Origin of the sequence: Paenisporosarcina quisquiliarum, assembly GCF_043641925.1 — a bacterium.
Classification (GTDB): domain Bacteria; phylum Bacillota; class Bacilli; order Bacillales_A; family Planococcaceae; genus Paenisporosarcina; species Paenisporosarcina quisquiliarum_A.
Genome location: NZ_JBHZRU010000005.1, coordinates 139,566 through 155,643, shown reverse-complemented (window position 1 = coordinate 155,643; position 16,078 = coordinate 139,566). Strand labels below are relative to the sequence as shown.

Genomic DNA, 16,078 nt, shown 5'->3' with positions numbered 1-16,078 from the left:
TAAAAAAGAGCAGTCGATAATTTCTTATCGCTGCTCTTCGTGTTATCCTCTAAGTTGTGAGTTTGCTTGTTCTTCCAGTGCTTTTAACACTTTTGAATGGGCTTTAACTACTTCTTCATCTGTTAATGTACGTTCTGGATCTTCATAAAGGAGAGAGAATGCTACCGATTTTTGACCAGGTTCCATTTTTTCACCTTCATATAAATCGAATACATTTACATCTTTTAGTAATTTACCACCAGCATTACGAATGATTTGTTGTAATTCACCAGCTGCTTGTTCGCGATTGACAACTAATGCGATATCGCGTGAAATTGATGGGAATCGTGGAACCGGTGTATATAGTAATGGATCTAACGAAATTGATAATAGTTTTGCTAGATTTAATTCCATAACGTATGTTTCTTTTAAGTCCCGTTTCTTTTGTTCGCTTGGGTGAAGTTGACCCAAAATTCCAATAGATTCATTATTTACTTTAACTGATGCTGTACGACCAGGATGCAATCCATCCATTTGACTTTGTTCAAAAGAAACTTGCTTATTTAAACCTAATTTTGCAAGAAGACCTTCAACGATTCCTTTTAATACAAAGAAATCAACTGTTTTCTGCTCACCCTGCCAACTATGATCAAGCCACTTACCTGTCATAACAGCCGCGACATGTTCTTCTTCATGTGGAAGACCTTCTGCAGTTTCACCTAAGAAAACAGCGCCAGTTTCGAACAAAGTAACTGAATCTGCTTTACGTGCCACATTGTAGGTAGCTGATTCTAATAAATGCGGAATCAAGGATTGACGTAAAGTACTACGATCCTCACTCATTGGCATTAACAATTCTGTTACAGGAGCAGTTTCAAGAGCAAAACTTTGAGCAAGTTCTTTAGATGTTAAAGAATACGTAATCGCTTGATGTAAGCCTGCCCCTTCCAAGTAGCTACGAACAATTCTTCGATGTGCTTGGTATGGAGTTAAACCACCAGGAGTAGATTCTCCTTCTGGAAGGGTTAACGGAATTTCATCGTAGCCGTAAATACGAGCAATTTCTTCCACAATGTCTTCTTCAATTTGAATATCTTGTCTGCGGGTTGGCGCATTAATATAAAGCAAACCATTTGCTGCTTCAAAATCAAATTTTAGACGTTGTAAGATTGTCTTCATCTCTTCTAAAGAAATTTTCATGCCTAAACGATTATTGATGAAATCAGGAGATACGATAACTTCTTTTTGAGATTTATCTAACTCGTCGACTTTCACACTTCCTTGCAATACTTCTCCACCAGCTAATTCAGCAATTAATTGAGCAGCACGTTCAGCAGCCGCTTCCACTCGATTAGGGTCAACCCCTTTTTCAAATCGTGAACTAGCATCACTGCGCAAATTGTGGTCTTTTGATGTTTGACGGACAGAAGCGGGTTTGAAATAGGCTGATTCTATAACTACCGTCGTTGTTCCTTCGTGTACTTCGGAATTTAACCCACCCATAACTCCTGCAATTGCTACAGGCTCTTGACCATTGGTAATCACTAAATGATGAGATTTCAATTCACGTTCTTGATCATCTAAAGTCGTGATTTTTTCACCATCTTTAGCTGCTCTTACAACGATTTCGCCTGTTTGTAGACGATCATAATCAAATGCATGAAGCGGTTGACCATATTCCATTAATACATAGTTCGTTACATCTACTACATTGTTATGTGGTCGAACACCCGCCGCCATTAAGCGTTGTTGTAACCATAAAGGTGACTCACCAATAGAGACATTTTTCACGACTTTCGCTACATACATTGGGTTGGCATCCATGTCTTCAATACTGAGTTTTAAAACGTTTTCAGCTACATCAGTTGAAGATGAGTATTGTATTTGTGGATATTTCATATCTTCAGAAAGGATTGCTCCAACTTCATATGCCACACCTAACATACTCATTGCATCCGCACGGTTAGGAGTAAGTCCAAGTTCAAGTACTGTATCTTGTAAACCTAAAACATCAAGCGCATCAGCACCTATTTCTGTATCAGAAGGTAAAACATAAATCCCTTCAGAATAAGCTTTTGGTACAAGTTTTCCCTCTATCGCAAGTTCTTGAAGTGAGCAAATCATACCGTTCGATTCTTCACCACGAAGTTTAGCTTTTTTAATTTTCATACCGCCTGGTAAAACTGCACCAGGTCTTGCCACAATAACTTTTTGATTTTTTGCGATGTTAGGAGCACCACAAATAATTTGTGTTACTTCTTCACCCACGTCCACTTGGCAAATGGATAATTTGTCGGCTTCAGGATGTTTTTCACATTCTAAAACATGACCGACAACCACATTTGTCATTCCGTGTGACCGATCAATAACTGCATCCACTTCAATCCCTGAGCGAGTAATCATTTCAGCAAGTTCTGCGGGATGCAATCCTTTTGTATCTATATAATCTGCTAACCATTTAGTTGAAACTAACATGTGATCTCCTCCTTACACTTCAGTTCGGTGAAATTGCGAAACAAATCGCACATCATTTGTATAGAAATGACGAATATCTTCCACTCCATATTTCAACATCGCAATGCGTTCTGGTCCCATACCAAATGCAAATCCAGATAGGCGTTTTGAATCGTAACCTGCCATTTCTAATACATTAGGATGCACCATACCGGCACCAAGGATTTCAATCCACCCTGTTTTTTTACAAACGTTACATCCAGACCCACCACATTTAAAACAAGAAATGTCCATCTCAACAGATGGTTCAGTGAACGGGAAGAAACTTGGACGCAAACGAATTTCGCGATCATCCCCAAACATTTTTTTCGCAAATACAGACAAAGTTCCTTTTAGATCACTCATGCGAATATTCTCGCCAATCACAAGACCTTCAATTTGAGTAAATTGATGAGAGTGTGTTGCATCATCGCTATCTCGACGATACACTTTCCCTGGACAAATGATTTTGATCGGTTCTCCGCCCTTAGCTTCCATCGTACGAGCTTGCACTGGGGATGTATGTGTACGAAGTAAAATGTCTTCTGAAATGTAGAATGAATCTTGCATATCTCTTGCAGGGTGACCTTTAGGCAAATTTAACGCTTCGAAGTTGTAATAATCCTTTTCAACTTCAGGACCTTCGGCAATTTCATACCCCATATTTATAAATAGGTCTTCGATTTCTTCAACTACACGCGTTAATGGGTGATGATTCCCAGTTCTTACAGGACGACCTGGTAAGGTCACATCAATCGTTTCATTTTCAAGCTGTTGTTGAATAGCTGCGTTCTCTAATATTACTTGTCTTTCATCAAGTACGACTGTAACTTCTTCTCGTACAACGTTTACTAAAGCCCCCATTTTAGGACGTTCTTCAGCAGGTAATTTCCCCATACCTTTTAACAAATCCGTAATCGGTCCTTTTTTACCTAAGTATGCTACTCGTACTTCTTGAAGTTCTTTCACACTTGAAGCGGCTTCTATTTTACTGATCGCTTCTTGTTTCAATTGTTGTAATTGTGCTTCCATTTTTATATCCTCCCTCTAAAAAATCAAAAAACCCCGCCCCTATAAAAGGGACGAGGAACTATTTCGCGGTACCACCCTGATTACTACGCTGATATTCCAGACGTAATCACTTCATTGAATTAACGGCTCTTCACCGGCTCATCTTTACAGCTATGCTGGTCCTGATGGCAGCTAACGGGGTGAACTTCGATGAACCTTCTATATTTGCACTTGCAGTCAAGGTGCAAAATCCCTTTATAAAAGAATTTCATGTACTCTTCCCGATCATTGCTTTTCTTTATTAAATTAGTCTTTATTATACGCTCGAATCTGCAATTCATCAAGGCTCAATTTGTTTGAGGAATTAACGTATATAATAGAATTCCCGCTGCGACAGCCACATTTAGCGACTCAGCTTGTCCGTATAATGGGATTTTTAAATTCATATCAGTTTGTACAAGATGTTTTGGCGCTAAGCCACTTCCTTCATTTCCCATGATTAATGCAAATTTTGCTTGAGGTTGTACCTCATGGTATGCGATGGATTCTTCTAATGAAGTTCCATACACAGGAATTCCTTGTTCTTTACAAGATTGAATCCATTCGGATAAATCACTTTTAACGATTGGAATATGGAAATGTGAACCTTGACCTGATCGTACTGTTTTTGGATTAAACGCATCTGCTGAACCTTTCCCTAAAATAACAGCATCAATGCCAGCTGCATCAGCAGTTCTTATCATCGTTCCCACGTTACCTGGATCTTGAACAGCATCGATCATAAGGACTTGTTTCCACGATTTTTGTTGATCATTAGAAGTCGTTTGTTGAAGACAATGTGCATAAATTCCTTGTGAATGCTCAGTTTCAGCCATTTCTTTCGCAATCTCCATTGTTACTTCAATAATTTCAATATCGTCAACATTCCATTTACTTGGAATCTCCATGCCTTCTCTAATAATAATGGCTAAAACATTATGTTTGTTTTTTAAAGACTCTTCTACTAAATGAAAACCTTCAACTAAAAACTCACCTGATTTGTCACGTTCTTTTCGAACAGTACCAAGTTTTTTCCAGTGCTTAACCTGTGTATTTTGTAGGGATTCAATTCGTTTCATCAATTTTACCGCCTTTTTCTTTATAGTGTATCAAATACATGTATAAGTGGCGAGGTCAGCGGACAAAATGAATTTTGAGGAGGAGAGAATATGAACTTTCAAATTCGAGACGCCATTACTGCGAACATGATTGGAAACAATGCTTCCGAAATTCGTGATGTGGTAGAAGATGCCATTACGCGAGGTGAAGAGCACTTACTTCCTGGTTTAGGTGTATTTTTTGAAAAATGGTGGAAAACCGCTCCAGAACCTGAAAAAGAATCTGTTTTAAAACATTTAGAACAATCCTTCCAATCATGACAAAACAGCTCATTCCAAAAGGATGAGCTGTTTTCAGTTTTATATATCCGATACGAATAAATCAAACCCTAGTGCAGTTAAAACCCCAAATACGATTGCCCATATCGCTATACTAATAATTGACCAAATCGTCGTTTGTTTCTTACTAGCCCCGAGTGTCATTCCAATAAACGCCGCTATATGTGTTCCGATTAATATTGGACCGAGCATTAACATACCAGGTAAACCATATTTGTTCCATAATTGTTTAGCTCTTTCACTTCGTTTAGATTCCTTTACTTCTTGTCCTTCACGCCGTTTAGCCAACCATAACTTAAATTTGTCATAGCCTATTATTAAAATCAAAACCGTCACCATATTACCAATAAACCCTATGACCACAACCCAAAATGGGTTCAACCCAGTAACGATTCCTAGTGGAATAACTAAGGCCATTTCAAGCCAAGGGATTGCGGCACCTAAAAAAACTAAAAAATATTCCCACATTAGGCTTCATCCTTACTTAAATATTTGCGAACCTCTATATAAAAAATGAGATATTGCATGAATGCTAAAAATAAAATACCGATGACAATCCACAAGCGACTCAGGTTAAATAGAAGATAAATCATAGCAACAAATGGCAAAGCCCAAACAAAAAATGTATACACTTTTTGAGCTGCGCGTCTCGTAATATAAATCATACCTTCATCTTCTTCTAAATATTCGATTGGTTTGATCTGCCAGAATGATAGTTTTTGTTGAGGATATCGTTTATTATGATTAGTGATTTTCATAATAAAAATTATTAATAGAATAAATGTCATTGCAAGTGTAATGAATAATAGAATAGATTCCAATGCCGGAAACTCTAATGAATAACTAAATTCGACATCATTGTGAATTTCTGATGATGCTCCAGTAAGGCTAATTGCAATAAATCCAAATAAAATAATGAATGCCATTTGCCATAAAGGATATTGTACTCGAAAATCTTTCTTCATGATGGTTTCTCCCCCTCTAACCAAAATAATTCATCTACTTTTATTTCAAATTCTCTAGACAGTTTTAAAGCTAATGTTACAGATGGTGAGAATTCACCTTTTTCAATAAATGCAATGGTTTGTCTCGTGACACCAACTCTCTCACCTAATTCACCTTGAGAAAAACCATACCTTGCTCGGAGTTCCTTGACTCGGTTATGGAGCATTTCATCAACCCCTCATGTTAAGTATACTATACATAATGTACATTATACTTAACATAAAGTAAACTATTATTAACGAAATATGAAAATCTTCAATGTATGAAAGAATTTTTCTTAAAAAGAATAGTTATCATAATAACTTTAAAAGTCATTAATTAATAAAAGAAAAACGTCTAAAAATATTTAGACGTTTCTCCAAAGTATTTATACAACATTGTCATTAGAAATTAATCTTCTGTTTCGCGTCCGAACCCACAAATACAGTCTAATCTAATAAAGTATAGGTCGAATTCTTCAAGTTCTTCATCATTTTCGCAATTACTCTCAACTTCGATTGGTTCATTTCCTCTAACCAATTTCACAAATTCCTTGCCCACTTCTGATACTATTCCTTCAGTATGTGTGGAATCTTTAGTAAAGAAGGTCACTTCTTTATACAAAAAGTTTTTTTCTAATATTTCGCGAATCCATTTGTTACTATCATGCTTTTTCTCATGGTCTTTTTTATCTTGATCTTTTTTATCATAATCATTTTTTTGATTGTCTCGATCATGTTCCTTATTGCAATCTACATTGATTACAATTTTTTCATGAACCTCTTCGTTTTCACGACACTTCCAACAATTACAACCTTCTTTTCTTTCCCATTTCTTTTCGTTATATGATTTCATAATTGATTACACCTCCATTCATTTGGAAAGTAATAGACTTCTATTAAATGTCCATTCGATCCGTATTTGCCTTTCATATATAAAATATTAATAGATAGAAAAAGGAACTAGGCAAAATGGAAAGAGCTATAGAGTATTTCTAGTTATTTTATTTTCAATGCTATCATTAATCTTTTTACTTAGAACTTTTAATATGTTTGATGATTTCAACTTAAAAAAATCAAAAAAATGAAGCGTAGTCAGGAAACTATGCTTCATTTTTAAAATATTGGTTCTAATTGCTAGAGAGATGTATATAGCTTGTTTGATTTCTTTCTACTATATTCTCAATAAAAAAAACACCGCATAAGCGATGCTTTAAAAACCTAATTTAGTTAAAAATAATTTCATTCACTGTTTCTTTATCGAGCTTTTTAATTACTGCTACGATTAATTTCACAGCATTTTCATAGTCATCACGATGTAAAATACCAGCATGAGAATGAATATAACGAGTAGCAACACCAATGGCTAAAGAAGGAACACCATTCGCGGTTAAATGAATAGCTCCAGCATCTGTTCCTCCACCAGGAATCGTTTCGAATTGATATGGAATGTTGTTTTCATCTGCTACATCAACTACTAAATCGCGTAGTCCTTTATGAGACACCATGGATGCATCAAATAGAACAATCTGTGGACCTGCACCCATTTTACTAGTTGATTCTTTCGCTGTAATTCCGGGCGTGTCGCCTGCTATACCCACATCAACAGCAAACCCAATATCAGGTTTAATCTTAGCAGCCGCTGTGCGCGCTCCTCTTAAACCAATCTCTTCTTGGGCAGCTCCGACACCATATACAATATTAGGATGTTTTTCGTCTTTTAGAGCTTTTAAAACATCAATAGCAATCGCACAACCGATACGGTTATCCCAAGCTTTTGCTAATAAAAGTTTTTCATTGTTCATGACAGTAAATTCGAAATAAGGAGTTACCATGTCTCCTGGTAAAACGCCCCACTCCATTGCTTCTTCTTTTGATGATGCACCGATATCAATAAACATATCTTTAATATCAACTGGCTTGTTACGAACTTCAGCTGGCAAAATATGTGGTGGTTTTGAGCCTATTACACCAGTGACTGATTTTCCTTTACGAGTAACAATCGTTACACGCTGAGCTAACATCACTTGTGACCACCATCCACCGACGGTTTGGAATTTCAAAAATCCTTTTTCATCAATTTGTGAAACCATGAATCCTACTTCATCTAAATGTCCAGCTACCATAATTTTCGGTCCATTAGGGTCCCCAACTTTTTCAGCAATAAGACTTCCCAAATTATCTGTATCCATTTTATCTGCAAATGGTTCTATGTATTTTCTCATAACATCGCGAGCTTCACGTTCATTACCTGGAATTGCTTTAGCGTCAGTTAGTTCTTTTAACATCGTTAACGTTGGATCTAGTTTCGTCATTATTTCGCCCTCCTAAATATACCGTCCATTTTATTATAATGTATACGCGTACAGTATTCAAAATTTTCTTTAATAACCAGAGCGTTGTCGTTCATAATTTTTTTCATTCTTAGCATTGTATGCTTGTACCACATCTTCATGAATAAATCCTAATTTCTCTGCCAGTGCCCCATACCACGACCAAATATCCATGTATTGATTCATAGTAGGTTCCAATAAGAATTGATTAATGGAAGATTGTGTGTGCAAAAATAATAAAGTGAGAGATTCTTCCTTGTGGCTCTTTGGCCACTTTTCTAATGTATTAAAGTTCATTTCAATACCAAGGGACAATAGAAAGTGAATTGAATCAACATATTCCTCAAGTATGACTTCTTTTTCAGAAGGTCCTTTTTCACTCCAAAATTTAAAGCAACGAGTTTCATTTGCAAGTTCTGCAAGTTCTACTAAAAGAGCTAATCCTTTTTCTAAAAAGACATCATTGGAGATGTTTTTTTCAGTTTGTATATAAGTATCTAAAGTCTTTTGCATTGTAAATAAAGGTTGTAATTGCATATTAAAGCCCCTCTCAAATCTTTTTCATAAAATTGAAACCATTTTATAAGGTAATCCGTATATAATAGTAACACGTCTGCCCAAAAGGGGGTTCATTATGATAATTGTTTTATTACGTTTCGTTGTTCTTGCATTTATTATTTATTTATTTTACCGTGGAATTTCGTTTTTAATGGATCCTAAAAGAAAATTAGATGAAGCAGTTGAAAAAAATTCGTACTATTTTTACGATGATATTAAAAATGTGAGAAAAAATTTTTTCATCACCTACAAGGGTGCATTATTCGAAGGTGAAAAGTATTTAGGAACCACAAAGGATTCATTTGAAGTTGTGTCGATATTTGTGTGGGTAAAGGACACAATGACCTTACAAGGAATGACGAAAGAGGATTTTCTTTTTTTAGAGAATGAGATTCACATGAATTATCCTGATGCCAAAATTAGTTGGAAAAACCCAATCGAAAATTTAATGAACGAATAAATAAAACCCGTCACGATTAATTTCGTAACGGGTTTTCACTTGAATTCTAAATCGATCTATTTATCGATAATCACGAATAAAATAAATCCAAAATAGCAAAGTTAATTGACCAACTGCTAATAAAGTGAATCCAATTCGAAAGTTTAAGTGCTTCGTTTTGTGTCGAAAGAAAATCATACCCAAGTACGAACCGATAGCCCCTCCTAGAAGTGCTACAATCCACAATGTTTTTTCCGAAATTCGATACTGGTGCTGTCTAGCCTTCCGCTTGTCTACACCCATTGCTACGAAGGCAATAATCGACATTAAGATAATCAATAGTACTGGCAATAGATTCATATACTTCTCCTTCGATCGTTTAATCAATAAAGCAAGCATACCATGTGTATCGTCTTAATATAATGATTTTAAAAAATATAGGATTGTCCTAAATTCGTGAACATGACTATTTGAATAACCTAGCAATTTTTATATAACACGAACATATTAAACAAGAATAGAAATTCACTCAATTAATTTTCTCTATCTATTTTCAGTATTAAAACATTTTAGTTGATTGAGATCTCTATGTTTATTCATAAACTGAAGTAATCTTAATTTTTCGGTACAAAAAAAGACTGACGGGAAATCCATCAGCCTTTTTAATAGTTAAAAATTAGTTATTCATTGCTTTTTTAGCAGCGTCTGCTAATTGTGTGAATGCTGCAGAGTCAGAAACAGCTAATTCAGCTAACATTTTACGGTTAACTTCGATACCAGCTAATTTCAAACCGTGCATTAAACGGCTATATGAAAGACCATTCATGCGAGCTGCTGCATTGATACGAGTGATCCATAATCTACGGAAGTCACGTTTCTTGTTACGACGGTCACGGTATGCGTACATACCTGATTTCATAACTGCTTGGTTTGCTACTTTATAAAGTAATTTTTTAGCACCATAATAACCTTTTGCTAATTTTAGAACTTTATTACGACGTCTTTTTGTGACTGGTGTGCTTTTTACACGTGGCATAATAATTACCTCCTGCTATTATTTCGAACAATTAAATTTCGAGTTTTATTTCATGTAAGCGATAAGTGATTTGATACGTTTGTAATCACCTTTTGATACAAGTCCACCTTTACGTAACTTACGTTTAGCTTTTGTTGACTTGTTAGCGAATAAGTGACTGCGGTAAGCACTAGCACGTCTAATTTTTCCAGAACCGGTCTTTTTAAAACGCTTAGCCGCGCCGCGGTGAGTTTTCATTTTTGGCATGTCAAATTCCTCCTAAACTGTTCGTAGATCTTACTTTTTCTCGTTCTTTGGTTGTAACACTAAGAACATGCTACGGCCTTCCATCTTCGGTTTTTGTTCAACCGTCGATACTTCAGCACAAGCTTCTGCAAAGCGATCTAATACGCGTTGACCAATTTCTTTGTGCGTAATTGCACGGCCTTTAAAACGAATAGATGCTTTAACTTTGTCGCCTTTTTCAAGGAACTTGATCGCGTTACGTAATTTCGTTTGGAAATCATGCTCATCGATTGTTGGGCTCAAACGAACCTCTTTCAATACAATAATCTTTTGATTTTTACGAATTTCACGATCTTTCTTTTGATTCTCAAACTTGAATTTACCATAGTCCATGATACGAGCGACTGGTGGCTTGGCTTGAGGGGCCACAAGGACAAGATCCAAATTAACGTTAGCGGCAATTTCAAGCGCTTCGTTACGCGTTTTTACTCCTAATTGTTCACCATTTTGGTCTATAATTCGAAGTTCACGTGCGCGAATGCCATCGTTTACATACATGTCTTTGCTAATAGTAATCCACCTCCAGGTAGTGTCGCGAATACGTGGTTTGGGCATATTGCTAATTAGGAATTCCTAACGAGTCAGTTACGCCGTTCCGGACAATAAAAAAACGAGCGGACATTTTATAAGATGTCCGCCCGCCGATATATGTTACGTACAACACTGTACGTTACGTTCAATCGTGTGTCTACCTGTAAACAACATAATGTGTCGATCAGGTGAGAAGCGGGCAGCCTCTACTTATACCACAAACTTGTATTCATTAACCTTAATAACTATATCACTTGGAACTATGACTGTCAATAGTGTTTATTGGTTTTCTTTTGAAATACGAGAAAGGAATTCATCAAAAGCAATGCTTTCAGAATTTTGCTCTCCATATTTACGAACGTTTACAAAACCGCTTTCTAGCTCTTTATCGCCAAGAACCAACATGTACGGAATCTTTTGCATTTGAGCTTCGCGAATTTTGTATCCTAGTTTTTCGTCACGATCATCCATTTCAACACGAAGACCAGCAGCTTGGAGTTTTTCAATCACTCCTTTTGCATACTCAAAATGCACTTCATTAGAAACTGGAATAACTTGTACTTGGACTGGAGCTAACCATGTTGGGAATGCGCCTTTGTATTCTTCGATTAAGAAAGCTACGAAACGTTCCATTGTTGATACCACCCCACGGTGAATAACAACTGGACGATGTTGTTTTCCATCTTCACCAATATAAGAAAGATCAAAGCGTTCTGGTAATAGGAAATCTAATTGCACTGTCGATAATGTTTCTTCTTTCCCTAGAGCTGTTTTAACCATTACGTCTAGTTTTGGACCGTAGAATGCAGCTTCACCTTCAGCTTCAAAGTACTCTAATTCGAGTTCATCCATTGCTTCTTTAATCATACCTTGCGCTTTATTCCACATGTTATCATCATCAAAGTACTTTTCTTTGTCTTCTGGATCACGATATGACAAACGGAATGAGTAATCATTCAAATCAAAGTCCTTGTAAACATCGATTACTAGTTGAACAACGCGTTTGAACTCGTCTTTGATTTGATCTGGTCGAACGAAAATATGTGCATCATTTAAAGTCATCCCACGAACACGTTGTAGACCTGTTAAAGCACCTGATAATTCATAACGATGCATAGTACCTAATTCTGCAATACGCATCGGTAAGTTTCGGTATGAATGGATTCCATTTTTGAAAATCATCATATGATGTGGACAGTTCATTGGACGAAGAACTAAATCCTCATTATCCATGCTCATGACTGGGAACATATTTTCTTGGTAGTGATCCCAGTGACCACTCGTTTTATAAAGCTCTACACTTCCCATTACAGGCGTATAAACGTGATCGTAGCCTAGTTTCACTTCTTTATCGACAATGTATCGTTCAATAATACGACGGATTGTCGCACCTTTTGGCAACCACATCGGCAGTCCTTGACCCACTTTTTGAGAATTCATGAAAAGATCTAATTCTTTACCGATTTTACGATGATCTCGCTCTTTTGCTTCTTCTAACATTTGCATGTGGGCAGCAAGTTCTTCTTTAGTGAAGAATGCTGTTCCGTAAATACGTTGAAGCATTTTATTGTCACTATTTCCACGCCAGTAAGCCCCAGCAATACTTAACAGTTTAAACTCTTTTAATTTGCCTGTTGAAGGAACATGTACTCCACGACATAAATCAAAGAAATCACCTTGCTCATAAATCGATACTTGATCGTCTTCAGCGATGGCTTCTAATAACTCAATCTTATATTCATCTTCTTTAAACTTTTCAAATGCTTCAGCACGACTTACATCATGACGAACAATTTCAATGTTCTCATTAATGATTTTTTTCATTTCTTTTTCAATTGCTAATAAATCCTCAGCAGTTATTGGTTCAGGGGAATCTATATCGTAGTAAAATCCGTTTTCAATAACAGGACCTACTCCAAGTTTTACACCTTTGAACAAACGTTTAACTGCTTGTGCTAATAAATGCGCTGAGCTATGACGCAATACTTCTAGACCTTCATCTGATCCTGGCATCACAATCGCAATTGTTCCATCTTGTTTGAGTGGCGCTTTCAAATCGACAAGTTGACCATTTAACTGACCTGCTAAAGCTTTTTTACGTAAGCCTGGGCTAATTGAAGCAGCCACATCTTCTGTCGTTGTTCCAATTGGGAACTCCTTTATTGCACCATCTGGAAAAGTTAATTTAATGTTTTCTGACATGTTGACCACTCCTTATAAATTTTTTTATTCGTATAAAAATGAACGCAAAAAAACCTCATCCTATGAAAGGGACGAGGTTTGAGTTCGTGGTTCCACCCTTCTTCCTTCTCAGTAGTCGCATGACTAAAAAGACGAAGCTTTGAGCCGGCTAACGGGCCGTTACCGTCAACAATTACTAAAAATTTCACTGTTGCTGCTCCGAGGTGGTTAAATGACTATCGTACTTAAGAAGCTTCCAGCCATGGCTTCTCTCTCTTAAAGTCGTATAGACAAATATTGTCCTCTTCTTGGCATTTCATTATTCTTATGTTGACATTTTACTCTTGCTTTAAATTAATTGCAATACTTAAATTAATTTATACAGTTGCTAATTCTCTCGTTTCAACAATTTGTTCAAATTGAGGTGTTGGATGCGGATGTATTCCGAGTAAATCGCATGGTCTCCCAATTAAATCTATGCATCCATCTTTCAATTTCACGATACGATCAGCTAAGGCATGTGCATCATTTTCATCATGTGTAACAAAGATGGAAGTAATATTAGCTTTTTTCAAAATTTCACGCAAATCTTTTCGGATTTTCACTTGCAACTCAGCATCCAAGTTACTAAATGGTTCGTCTAACAAGATTAAATGAGGATTTGGAGCTATAGCTCTTGCAATTGCTACCCTTTGTTGTTGTCCGCCACTCAACTGATGTGGGTAACGTTTTTCAAAGCCTTCCAACTCAACTAATTCTAAAACTTCTTGGAGACGATTCTTCTTTTCTGCTCTGTTTAACTGGAATAATCCAAATAGAATATTTTCAGCGACAGTCATATGTGGAAATAATGCATAATCCTGAAAGACCATTCCTATTCCACGCTTTTCAGGTTGCAAGAATGTTTGGTCATCAAACAAAACTTCATTTTGTATTGTTAGTGAACCAGTTGTTGGTTTCTCAAGTCCCGCAAGAAGGCGCAAAATAGTACTTTTTCCACTTCCGCTTCGACCTAAAATTGAAATGACTTCCCCTTTTTCAATTGACATTGAAAAATGATCAAGTGCTGGACTTTCTGAATTGGGATATGAAAAACAAACATTATTAATAGAAATAAACATGTCAATTTGGCTCCTTTTCAAGAAACTTATAGAAAATAACAATGGCAAGGGCACTAATACCGACAATTAATAACGAAGCCTGAGAGGCTTCCATAATTTTTTCATCACTCGCATATTGGAAAGCTTTTGTTGATAATGTGTCAAAGTTAAATGGACGTAAAATTAATGTCAGTGGGATTTCTTTTAAAATATCTATAAATACTAAAATAAATCCACTTATGATTGCGCCTTTTAACATAGGCACGTCAATTTTAAAAAATGTTTTGGTTAATCCTACTCCTAAGAGTCTAGATGCATCTCGGAAATCTGTTCCAATTTTATCATAACCAGATTCAATTGAATTATAGCCGATCGCAAAGAATCGAATAATATAAGCAGATATTAACATGACTAAACTTACACTCAAAAATAAAGTGGTTTCCATTCCAATTAATCGATACAGTGGAACTAAAAATCGATCAAGCGCTATAAAAGCAGTGACTACTGCAACTGCAATTACCGCACCTGGTATAGAATAACCGAGAATTGTTAGTTTAGGCAATAATTTTGCTATTCTACCATGGACAAGACGACTAAAGTTACCAACAATCAAGGCAAAAACAATAATTGCGGTTGCACTTATACCAGCAACGAGTACGGAATTTTTAACATAAGTTAAAAATTCACCCATAGGAATCGTGCCAATGGTTAAAATCATCCAATCAATCAATTGAGCGATTGGTACAAAAAACCCTAAACTTAAAATAAGTAAACCGTATGCTGTTGCTATTCCTGCACGCCATCCATTTAATCTTATTAAAGGTAATGGACGGACCTTTGTAGTGGAATAACTATATTGTCTTCTTCCACGCAAAATCTTTTCGATCATTAAAATTAAGATTACAAATCCCATTAAGGATGCAGCAAGCTTAATAGAAGATTCTATATCACCTAATCCAAACCAAGTTTGAAAAATTGCCGTCGTAAAGGTTTGAATTCCGTAGTATTTAACCACGCCATAATCATTTAAGACTTCAAGAACAACTAAACTTGCACCACCAATGATTGATACGCGAGAAATAGGAATAACTACTTGGAAAAAGGTACGCCAAGGTCCCTTACCTAGCATTCGTGCACTTTCAATTAGTGAAGCTGATTGCTGCGACAAAAATATCCGCGTAATCGTGTAAACATATGGATATAAAAACATCGTGTATATAAAAATGGCACCAGGTAAATTCATAATATCAAAGAACGCTGGACTCAAATTTAAACCAAAGTGATCTCGAAGTGTCGATTGAATAATCCCGGTATAATTCACAATTCCATGATACGTATACGCACCAATGAAAGGTGGAATAGAAAGAGGTAAAATAAGCGCCCATTTAAGAAAATTCCTTAGCGGAAATTGATATTGTGCGATAAGCCATGCCAAACTCAGTCCAATCGTTATGGTTAGAATGGCAGTAGCACTTATTAGTATTAGAGATGTTTTAATGAACGAACTTAGAACAAATTCTTTCATATGCTCCCAGTTTTCATTTGTAGGTGTAAATATGCCAGTTACGATCGTTAAATTCGGCAAAAACAACAAGAGCATGATAACTGCCGCCGTCACGGTCCAACTATTAAAATTTGTAAATTTCCTTTGCATAACGCCCCTACACCTCGTAACTAATATTAGAAACACATACTATTCTTAATTAATAAGAA

Annotated in this window: 18 protein-coding genes and 2 other annotated features; of the genes, 2 read left to right on the top strand and 16 right to left on the bottom strand. The window is 36.2% G+C overall.

Annotated features, from left to right (window positions below; all coding sequences use genetic code 11):
• Positions 1-42: 42 nt before the first annotated feature.
• The 3 genes from pheT to ACHUE4_RS05955 all read right to left on the bottom strand — a co-directional run bounded on the left by pheT (position 43) and on the right by ACHUE4_RS05955 (position 4,601).
• A complete protein-coding gene (gene pheT, locus ACHUE4_RS05965; RefSeq protein WP_394188461.1) occupies positions 43-2,454 on the bottom strand; it encodes a phenylalanine--tRNA ligase subunit beta in 2,412 nt (803 codons plus the stop codon).
• A gap of 12 nt (positions 2,455-2,466) precedes the next feature.
• A complete protein-coding gene (pheS, locus tag ACHUE4_RS05960) occupies positions 2,467-3,504 on the bottom strand; it encodes a phenylalanine--tRNA ligase subunit alpha (RefSeq protein ID WP_394188460.1) in 1,038 nt (345 codons plus the stop codon).
• A gap of 43 nt (positions 3,505-3,547) precedes the next feature.
• Positions 3,548-3,781 (bottom strand) — a binding site (T-box leader).
• A 49-nt stretch (positions 3,782-3,830) separates the two neighbouring features.
• Positions 3,831-4,601, bottom strand: a complete 771-nt coding sequence (locus ACHUE4_RS05955) for a TrmH family RNA methyltransferase (protein WP_394188459.1) — start codon at positions 4,599-4,601, stop codon at positions 3,831-3,833.
• 90 nt (positions 4,602-4,691) lie between these two features.
• On the opposite strand from ACHUE4_RS05955, the gene sspI reads away from it, so the two are divergent.
• Entirely contained in the window at positions 4,692-4,901 is a 210-nt protein-coding gene (gene sspI / locus ACHUE4_RS05950) for a small acid-soluble spore protein SspI (protein WP_394188458.1), read from the top strand.
• 39 nt (positions 4,902-4,940) lie between these two features.
• Here the strand turns inward: sspI and ACHUE4_RS05945 are convergent, their stop codons facing one another.
• The 6 genes from ACHUE4_RS05945 to ACHUE4_RS05920 form a co-directional block, all read right to left on the bottom strand.
• The gene (locus tag ACHUE4_RS05945; RefSeq protein WP_394188457.1) at positions 4,941-5,387 is read right to left on the bottom strand and encodes a small multi-drug export protein; all 447 of its coding nucleotides are present in this window, start codon (positions 5,385-5,387) and stop codon (positions 4,941-4,943) included.
• Positions 5,387-5,884 carry a hypothetical protein gene (locus ACHUE4_RS05940; protein WP_394188456.1) on the bottom strand — a complete coding sequence of 166 codons (498 nt, stop codon included), beginning with the start codon at positions 5,882-5,884 and terminating at the stop codon, positions 5,387-5,389. Before ACHUE4_RS05940 ends, ACHUE4_RS05945 begins: the two co-directional genes overlap by 1 nt.
• The gene (locus tag ACHUE4_RS05935) at positions 5,881-6,090 is read right to left on the bottom strand and encodes a helix-turn-helix transcriptional regulator (protein WP_394188455.1); all 210 of its coding nucleotides are present in this window, start codon (positions 6,088-6,090) and stop codon (positions 5,881-5,883) included. The genes ACHUE4_RS05940 and ACHUE4_RS05935 overlap by 4 nt, the downstream gene beginning before the upstream one ends.
• A 224-nt stretch (positions 6,091-6,314) precedes the next feature.
• The gene (locus ACHUE4_RS05930; RefSeq protein WP_394188454.1) at positions 6,315-6,758 is read right to left on the bottom strand and encodes a hypothetical protein; all 444 of its coding nucleotides are present in this window, start codon (positions 6,756-6,758) and stop codon (positions 6,315-6,317) included.
• Between the two features lie 370 nt (positions 6,759-7,128).
• A complete protein-coding gene (locus ACHUE4_RS05925) occupies positions 7,129-8,217 on the bottom strand; it encodes a M42 family metallopeptidase (RefSeq protein ID WP_394188453.1) in 1,089 nt (362 codons plus the stop codon).
• 69 nt (positions 8,218-8,286) lie between these two features.
• Complete coding sequence (locus ACHUE4_RS05920) at positions 8,287-8,772, bottom strand: dUTP diphosphatase (RefSeq protein ID WP_394188452.1); 486 nt, start codon at positions 8,770-8,772, stop codon at positions 8,287-8,289.
• Between the two features lie 97 nt (positions 8,773-8,869).
• Here ACHUE4_RS05920 and ACHUE4_RS05915 point away from each other — a divergent pair, with 97 nt between their 5' ends.
• Entirely contained in the window at positions 8,870-9,253 is a 384-nt protein-coding gene (locus ACHUE4_RS05915; RefSeq protein ID WP_394188451.1) for a sigma-w pathway protein ysdB, read from the top strand.
• A 60-nt stretch (positions 9,254-9,313) separates the two neighbouring features.
• On the opposite strand, the gene ACHUE4_RS05910 is transcribed toward ACHUE4_RS05915, so the two are convergent.
• The 7 genes from ACHUE4_RS05910 to ACHUE4_RS05880 form a co-directional block, all read right to left on the bottom strand.
• Positions 9,314-9,592, bottom strand: a complete 279-nt coding sequence (locus ACHUE4_RS05910; protein ID WP_394188450.1) for a DUF1294 domain-containing protein — start codon at positions 9,590-9,592, stop codon at positions 9,314-9,316.
• 316 nt (positions 9,593-9,908) lie between these two features.
• Positions 9,909-10,268, bottom strand: a complete 360-nt coding sequence (rplT, locus tag ACHUE4_RS05905) for a 50S ribosomal protein L20 (protein WP_394188449.1) — start codon at positions 10,266-10,268, stop codon at positions 9,909-9,911.
• Between the two features lie 45 nt (positions 10,269-10,313).
• Positions 10,314-10,514 (bottom strand): 50S ribosomal protein L35, encoded by a 201-nt coding sequence (gene rpmI, locus ACHUE4_RS05900; protein ID WP_024534254.1) that lies wholly within the window; start codon positions 10,512-10,514, stop codon positions 10,314-10,316.
• A 30-nt stretch (positions 10,515-10,544) separates the two neighbouring features.
• Complete coding sequence (infC, locus tag ACHUE4_RS05895; protein WP_394188475.1) at positions 10,545-11,051, bottom strand: translation initiation factor IF-3; 507 nt, start codon at positions 11,049-11,051, stop codon at positions 10,545-10,547.
• 312 nt (positions 11,052-11,363) lie between these two features.
• On the bottom strand, positions 11,364-13,286 hold the full coding sequence (gene thrS, locus ACHUE4_RS05890; protein ID WP_394188448.1) for a threonine--tRNA ligase: 1,923 nt from the start codon (positions 13,284-13,286) through the stop codon (positions 11,364-11,366).
• Between the two features lie 64 nt (positions 13,287-13,350).
• Positions 13,351-13,584 (bottom strand) — a binding site (T-box leader).
• Between the two features lie 58 nt (positions 13,585-13,642).
• Positions 13,643-14,386, bottom strand: a complete 744-nt coding sequence (locus ACHUE4_RS05885) for an ABC transporter ATP-binding protein (RefSeq protein WP_394188447.1) — start codon at positions 14,384-14,386, stop codon at positions 13,643-13,645.
• Between the two features lies 1 nt (position 14,387).
• On the bottom strand, positions 14,388-16,019 hold the full coding sequence (locus ACHUE4_RS05880) for an ABC transporter permease (RefSeq protein ID WP_394188446.1): 1,632 nt from the start codon (positions 16,017-16,019) through the stop codon (positions 14,388-14,390).
• Positions 16,020-16,078: the final 59 nt, after the last annotated feature.

What these genes read in the sequence shown, in the direction of transcription:
- rplT (WP_394188449.1), bottom strand. Translation starts at nt 10,268, where the DNA reads ATGCCACGTGTAAAAAGCACACCAGTCACAAAAAGACGTCGTAATAAA.
- ACHUE4_RS05880 (WP_394188446.1), bottom strand. Translation starts at nt 16,019, where the DNA reads ATGCAAAGGAAATTTACAAATTTTAATAGTTGGACCGTGACGGCGGCA.
- ACHUE4_RS05920 (WP_394188452.1), bottom strand. Translation starts at nt 8,772, where the DNA reads ATGCAATTACAACCTTTATTTACAATGCAAAAGACTTTAGATACTTAT.
- ACHUE4_RS05945 (WP_394188457.1), bottom strand. Translation starts at nt 5,387, where the DNA reads ATGTGGGAATATTTTTTAGTTTTTTTAGGTGCCGCAATCCCTTGGCTT.
- ACHUE4_RS05885 (WP_394188447.1), bottom strand. Translation starts at nt 14,386, where the DNA reads ATGTTTATTTCTATTAATAATGTTTGTTTTTCATATCCCAATTCAGAA.
- ACHUE4_RS05910 (WP_394188450.1), bottom strand. Translation starts at nt 9,592, where the DNA reads ATGAATCTATTGCCAGTACTATTGATTATCTTAATGTCGATTATTGCC.
- infC (WP_394188475.1), bottom strand. Translation starts at nt 11,051, where the DNA reads ATGTATGTAAACGATGGCATTCGCGCACGTGAACTTCGAATTATAGAC.
- ACHUE4_RS05935 (WP_394188455.1), bottom strand. Translation starts at nt 6,090, where the DNA reads ATGCTCCATAACCGAGTCAAGGAACTCCGAGCAAGGTATGGTTTTTCT.
- sspI (WP_394188458.1), top strand. Translation starts at nt 4,692, where the DNA reads ATGAACTTTCAAATTCGAGACGCCATTACTGCGAACATGATTGGAAAC.
- rpmI (WP_024534254.1), bottom strand. Translation starts at nt 10,514, where the DNA reads ATGCCAAAAATGAAAACTCACCGCGGCGCGGCTAAGCGTTTTAAAAAG.
- thrS (WP_394188448.1), bottom strand. Translation starts at nt 13,286, where the DNA reads ATGTCAGAAAACATTAAATTAACTTTTCCAGATGGTGCAATAAAGGAG.
- pheT (WP_394188461.1), bottom strand. Translation starts at nt 2,454, where the DNA reads ATGTTAGTTTCAACTAAATGGTTAGCAGATTATATAGATACAAAAGGA.
- ACHUE4_RS05915 (WP_394188451.1), top strand. Translation starts at nt 8,870, where the DNA reads ATGATAATTGTTTTATTACGTTTCGTTGTTCTTGCATTTATTATTTAT.
- ACHUE4_RS05940 (WP_394188456.1), bottom strand. Translation starts at nt 5,884, where the DNA reads ATGAAGAAAGATTTTCGAGTACAATATCCTTTATGGCAAATGGCATTC.
- ACHUE4_RS05955 (WP_394188459.1), bottom strand. Translation starts at nt 4,601, where the DNA reads ATGAAACGAATTGAATCCCTACAAAATACACAGGTTAAGCACTGGAAA.
- ACHUE4_RS05925 (WP_394188453.1), bottom strand. Translation starts at nt 8,217, where the DNA reads ATGACGAAACTAGATCCAACGTTAACGATGTTAAAAGAACTAACTGAC.
- pheS (WP_394188460.1), bottom strand. Translation starts at nt 3,504, where the DNA reads ATGGAAGCACAATTACAACAATTGAAACAAGAAGCGATCAGTAAAATA.
- ACHUE4_RS05930 (WP_394188454.1), bottom strand. Translation starts at nt 6,758, where the DNA reads ATGAAATCATATAACGAAAAGAAATGGGAAAGAAAAGAAGGTTGTAAT.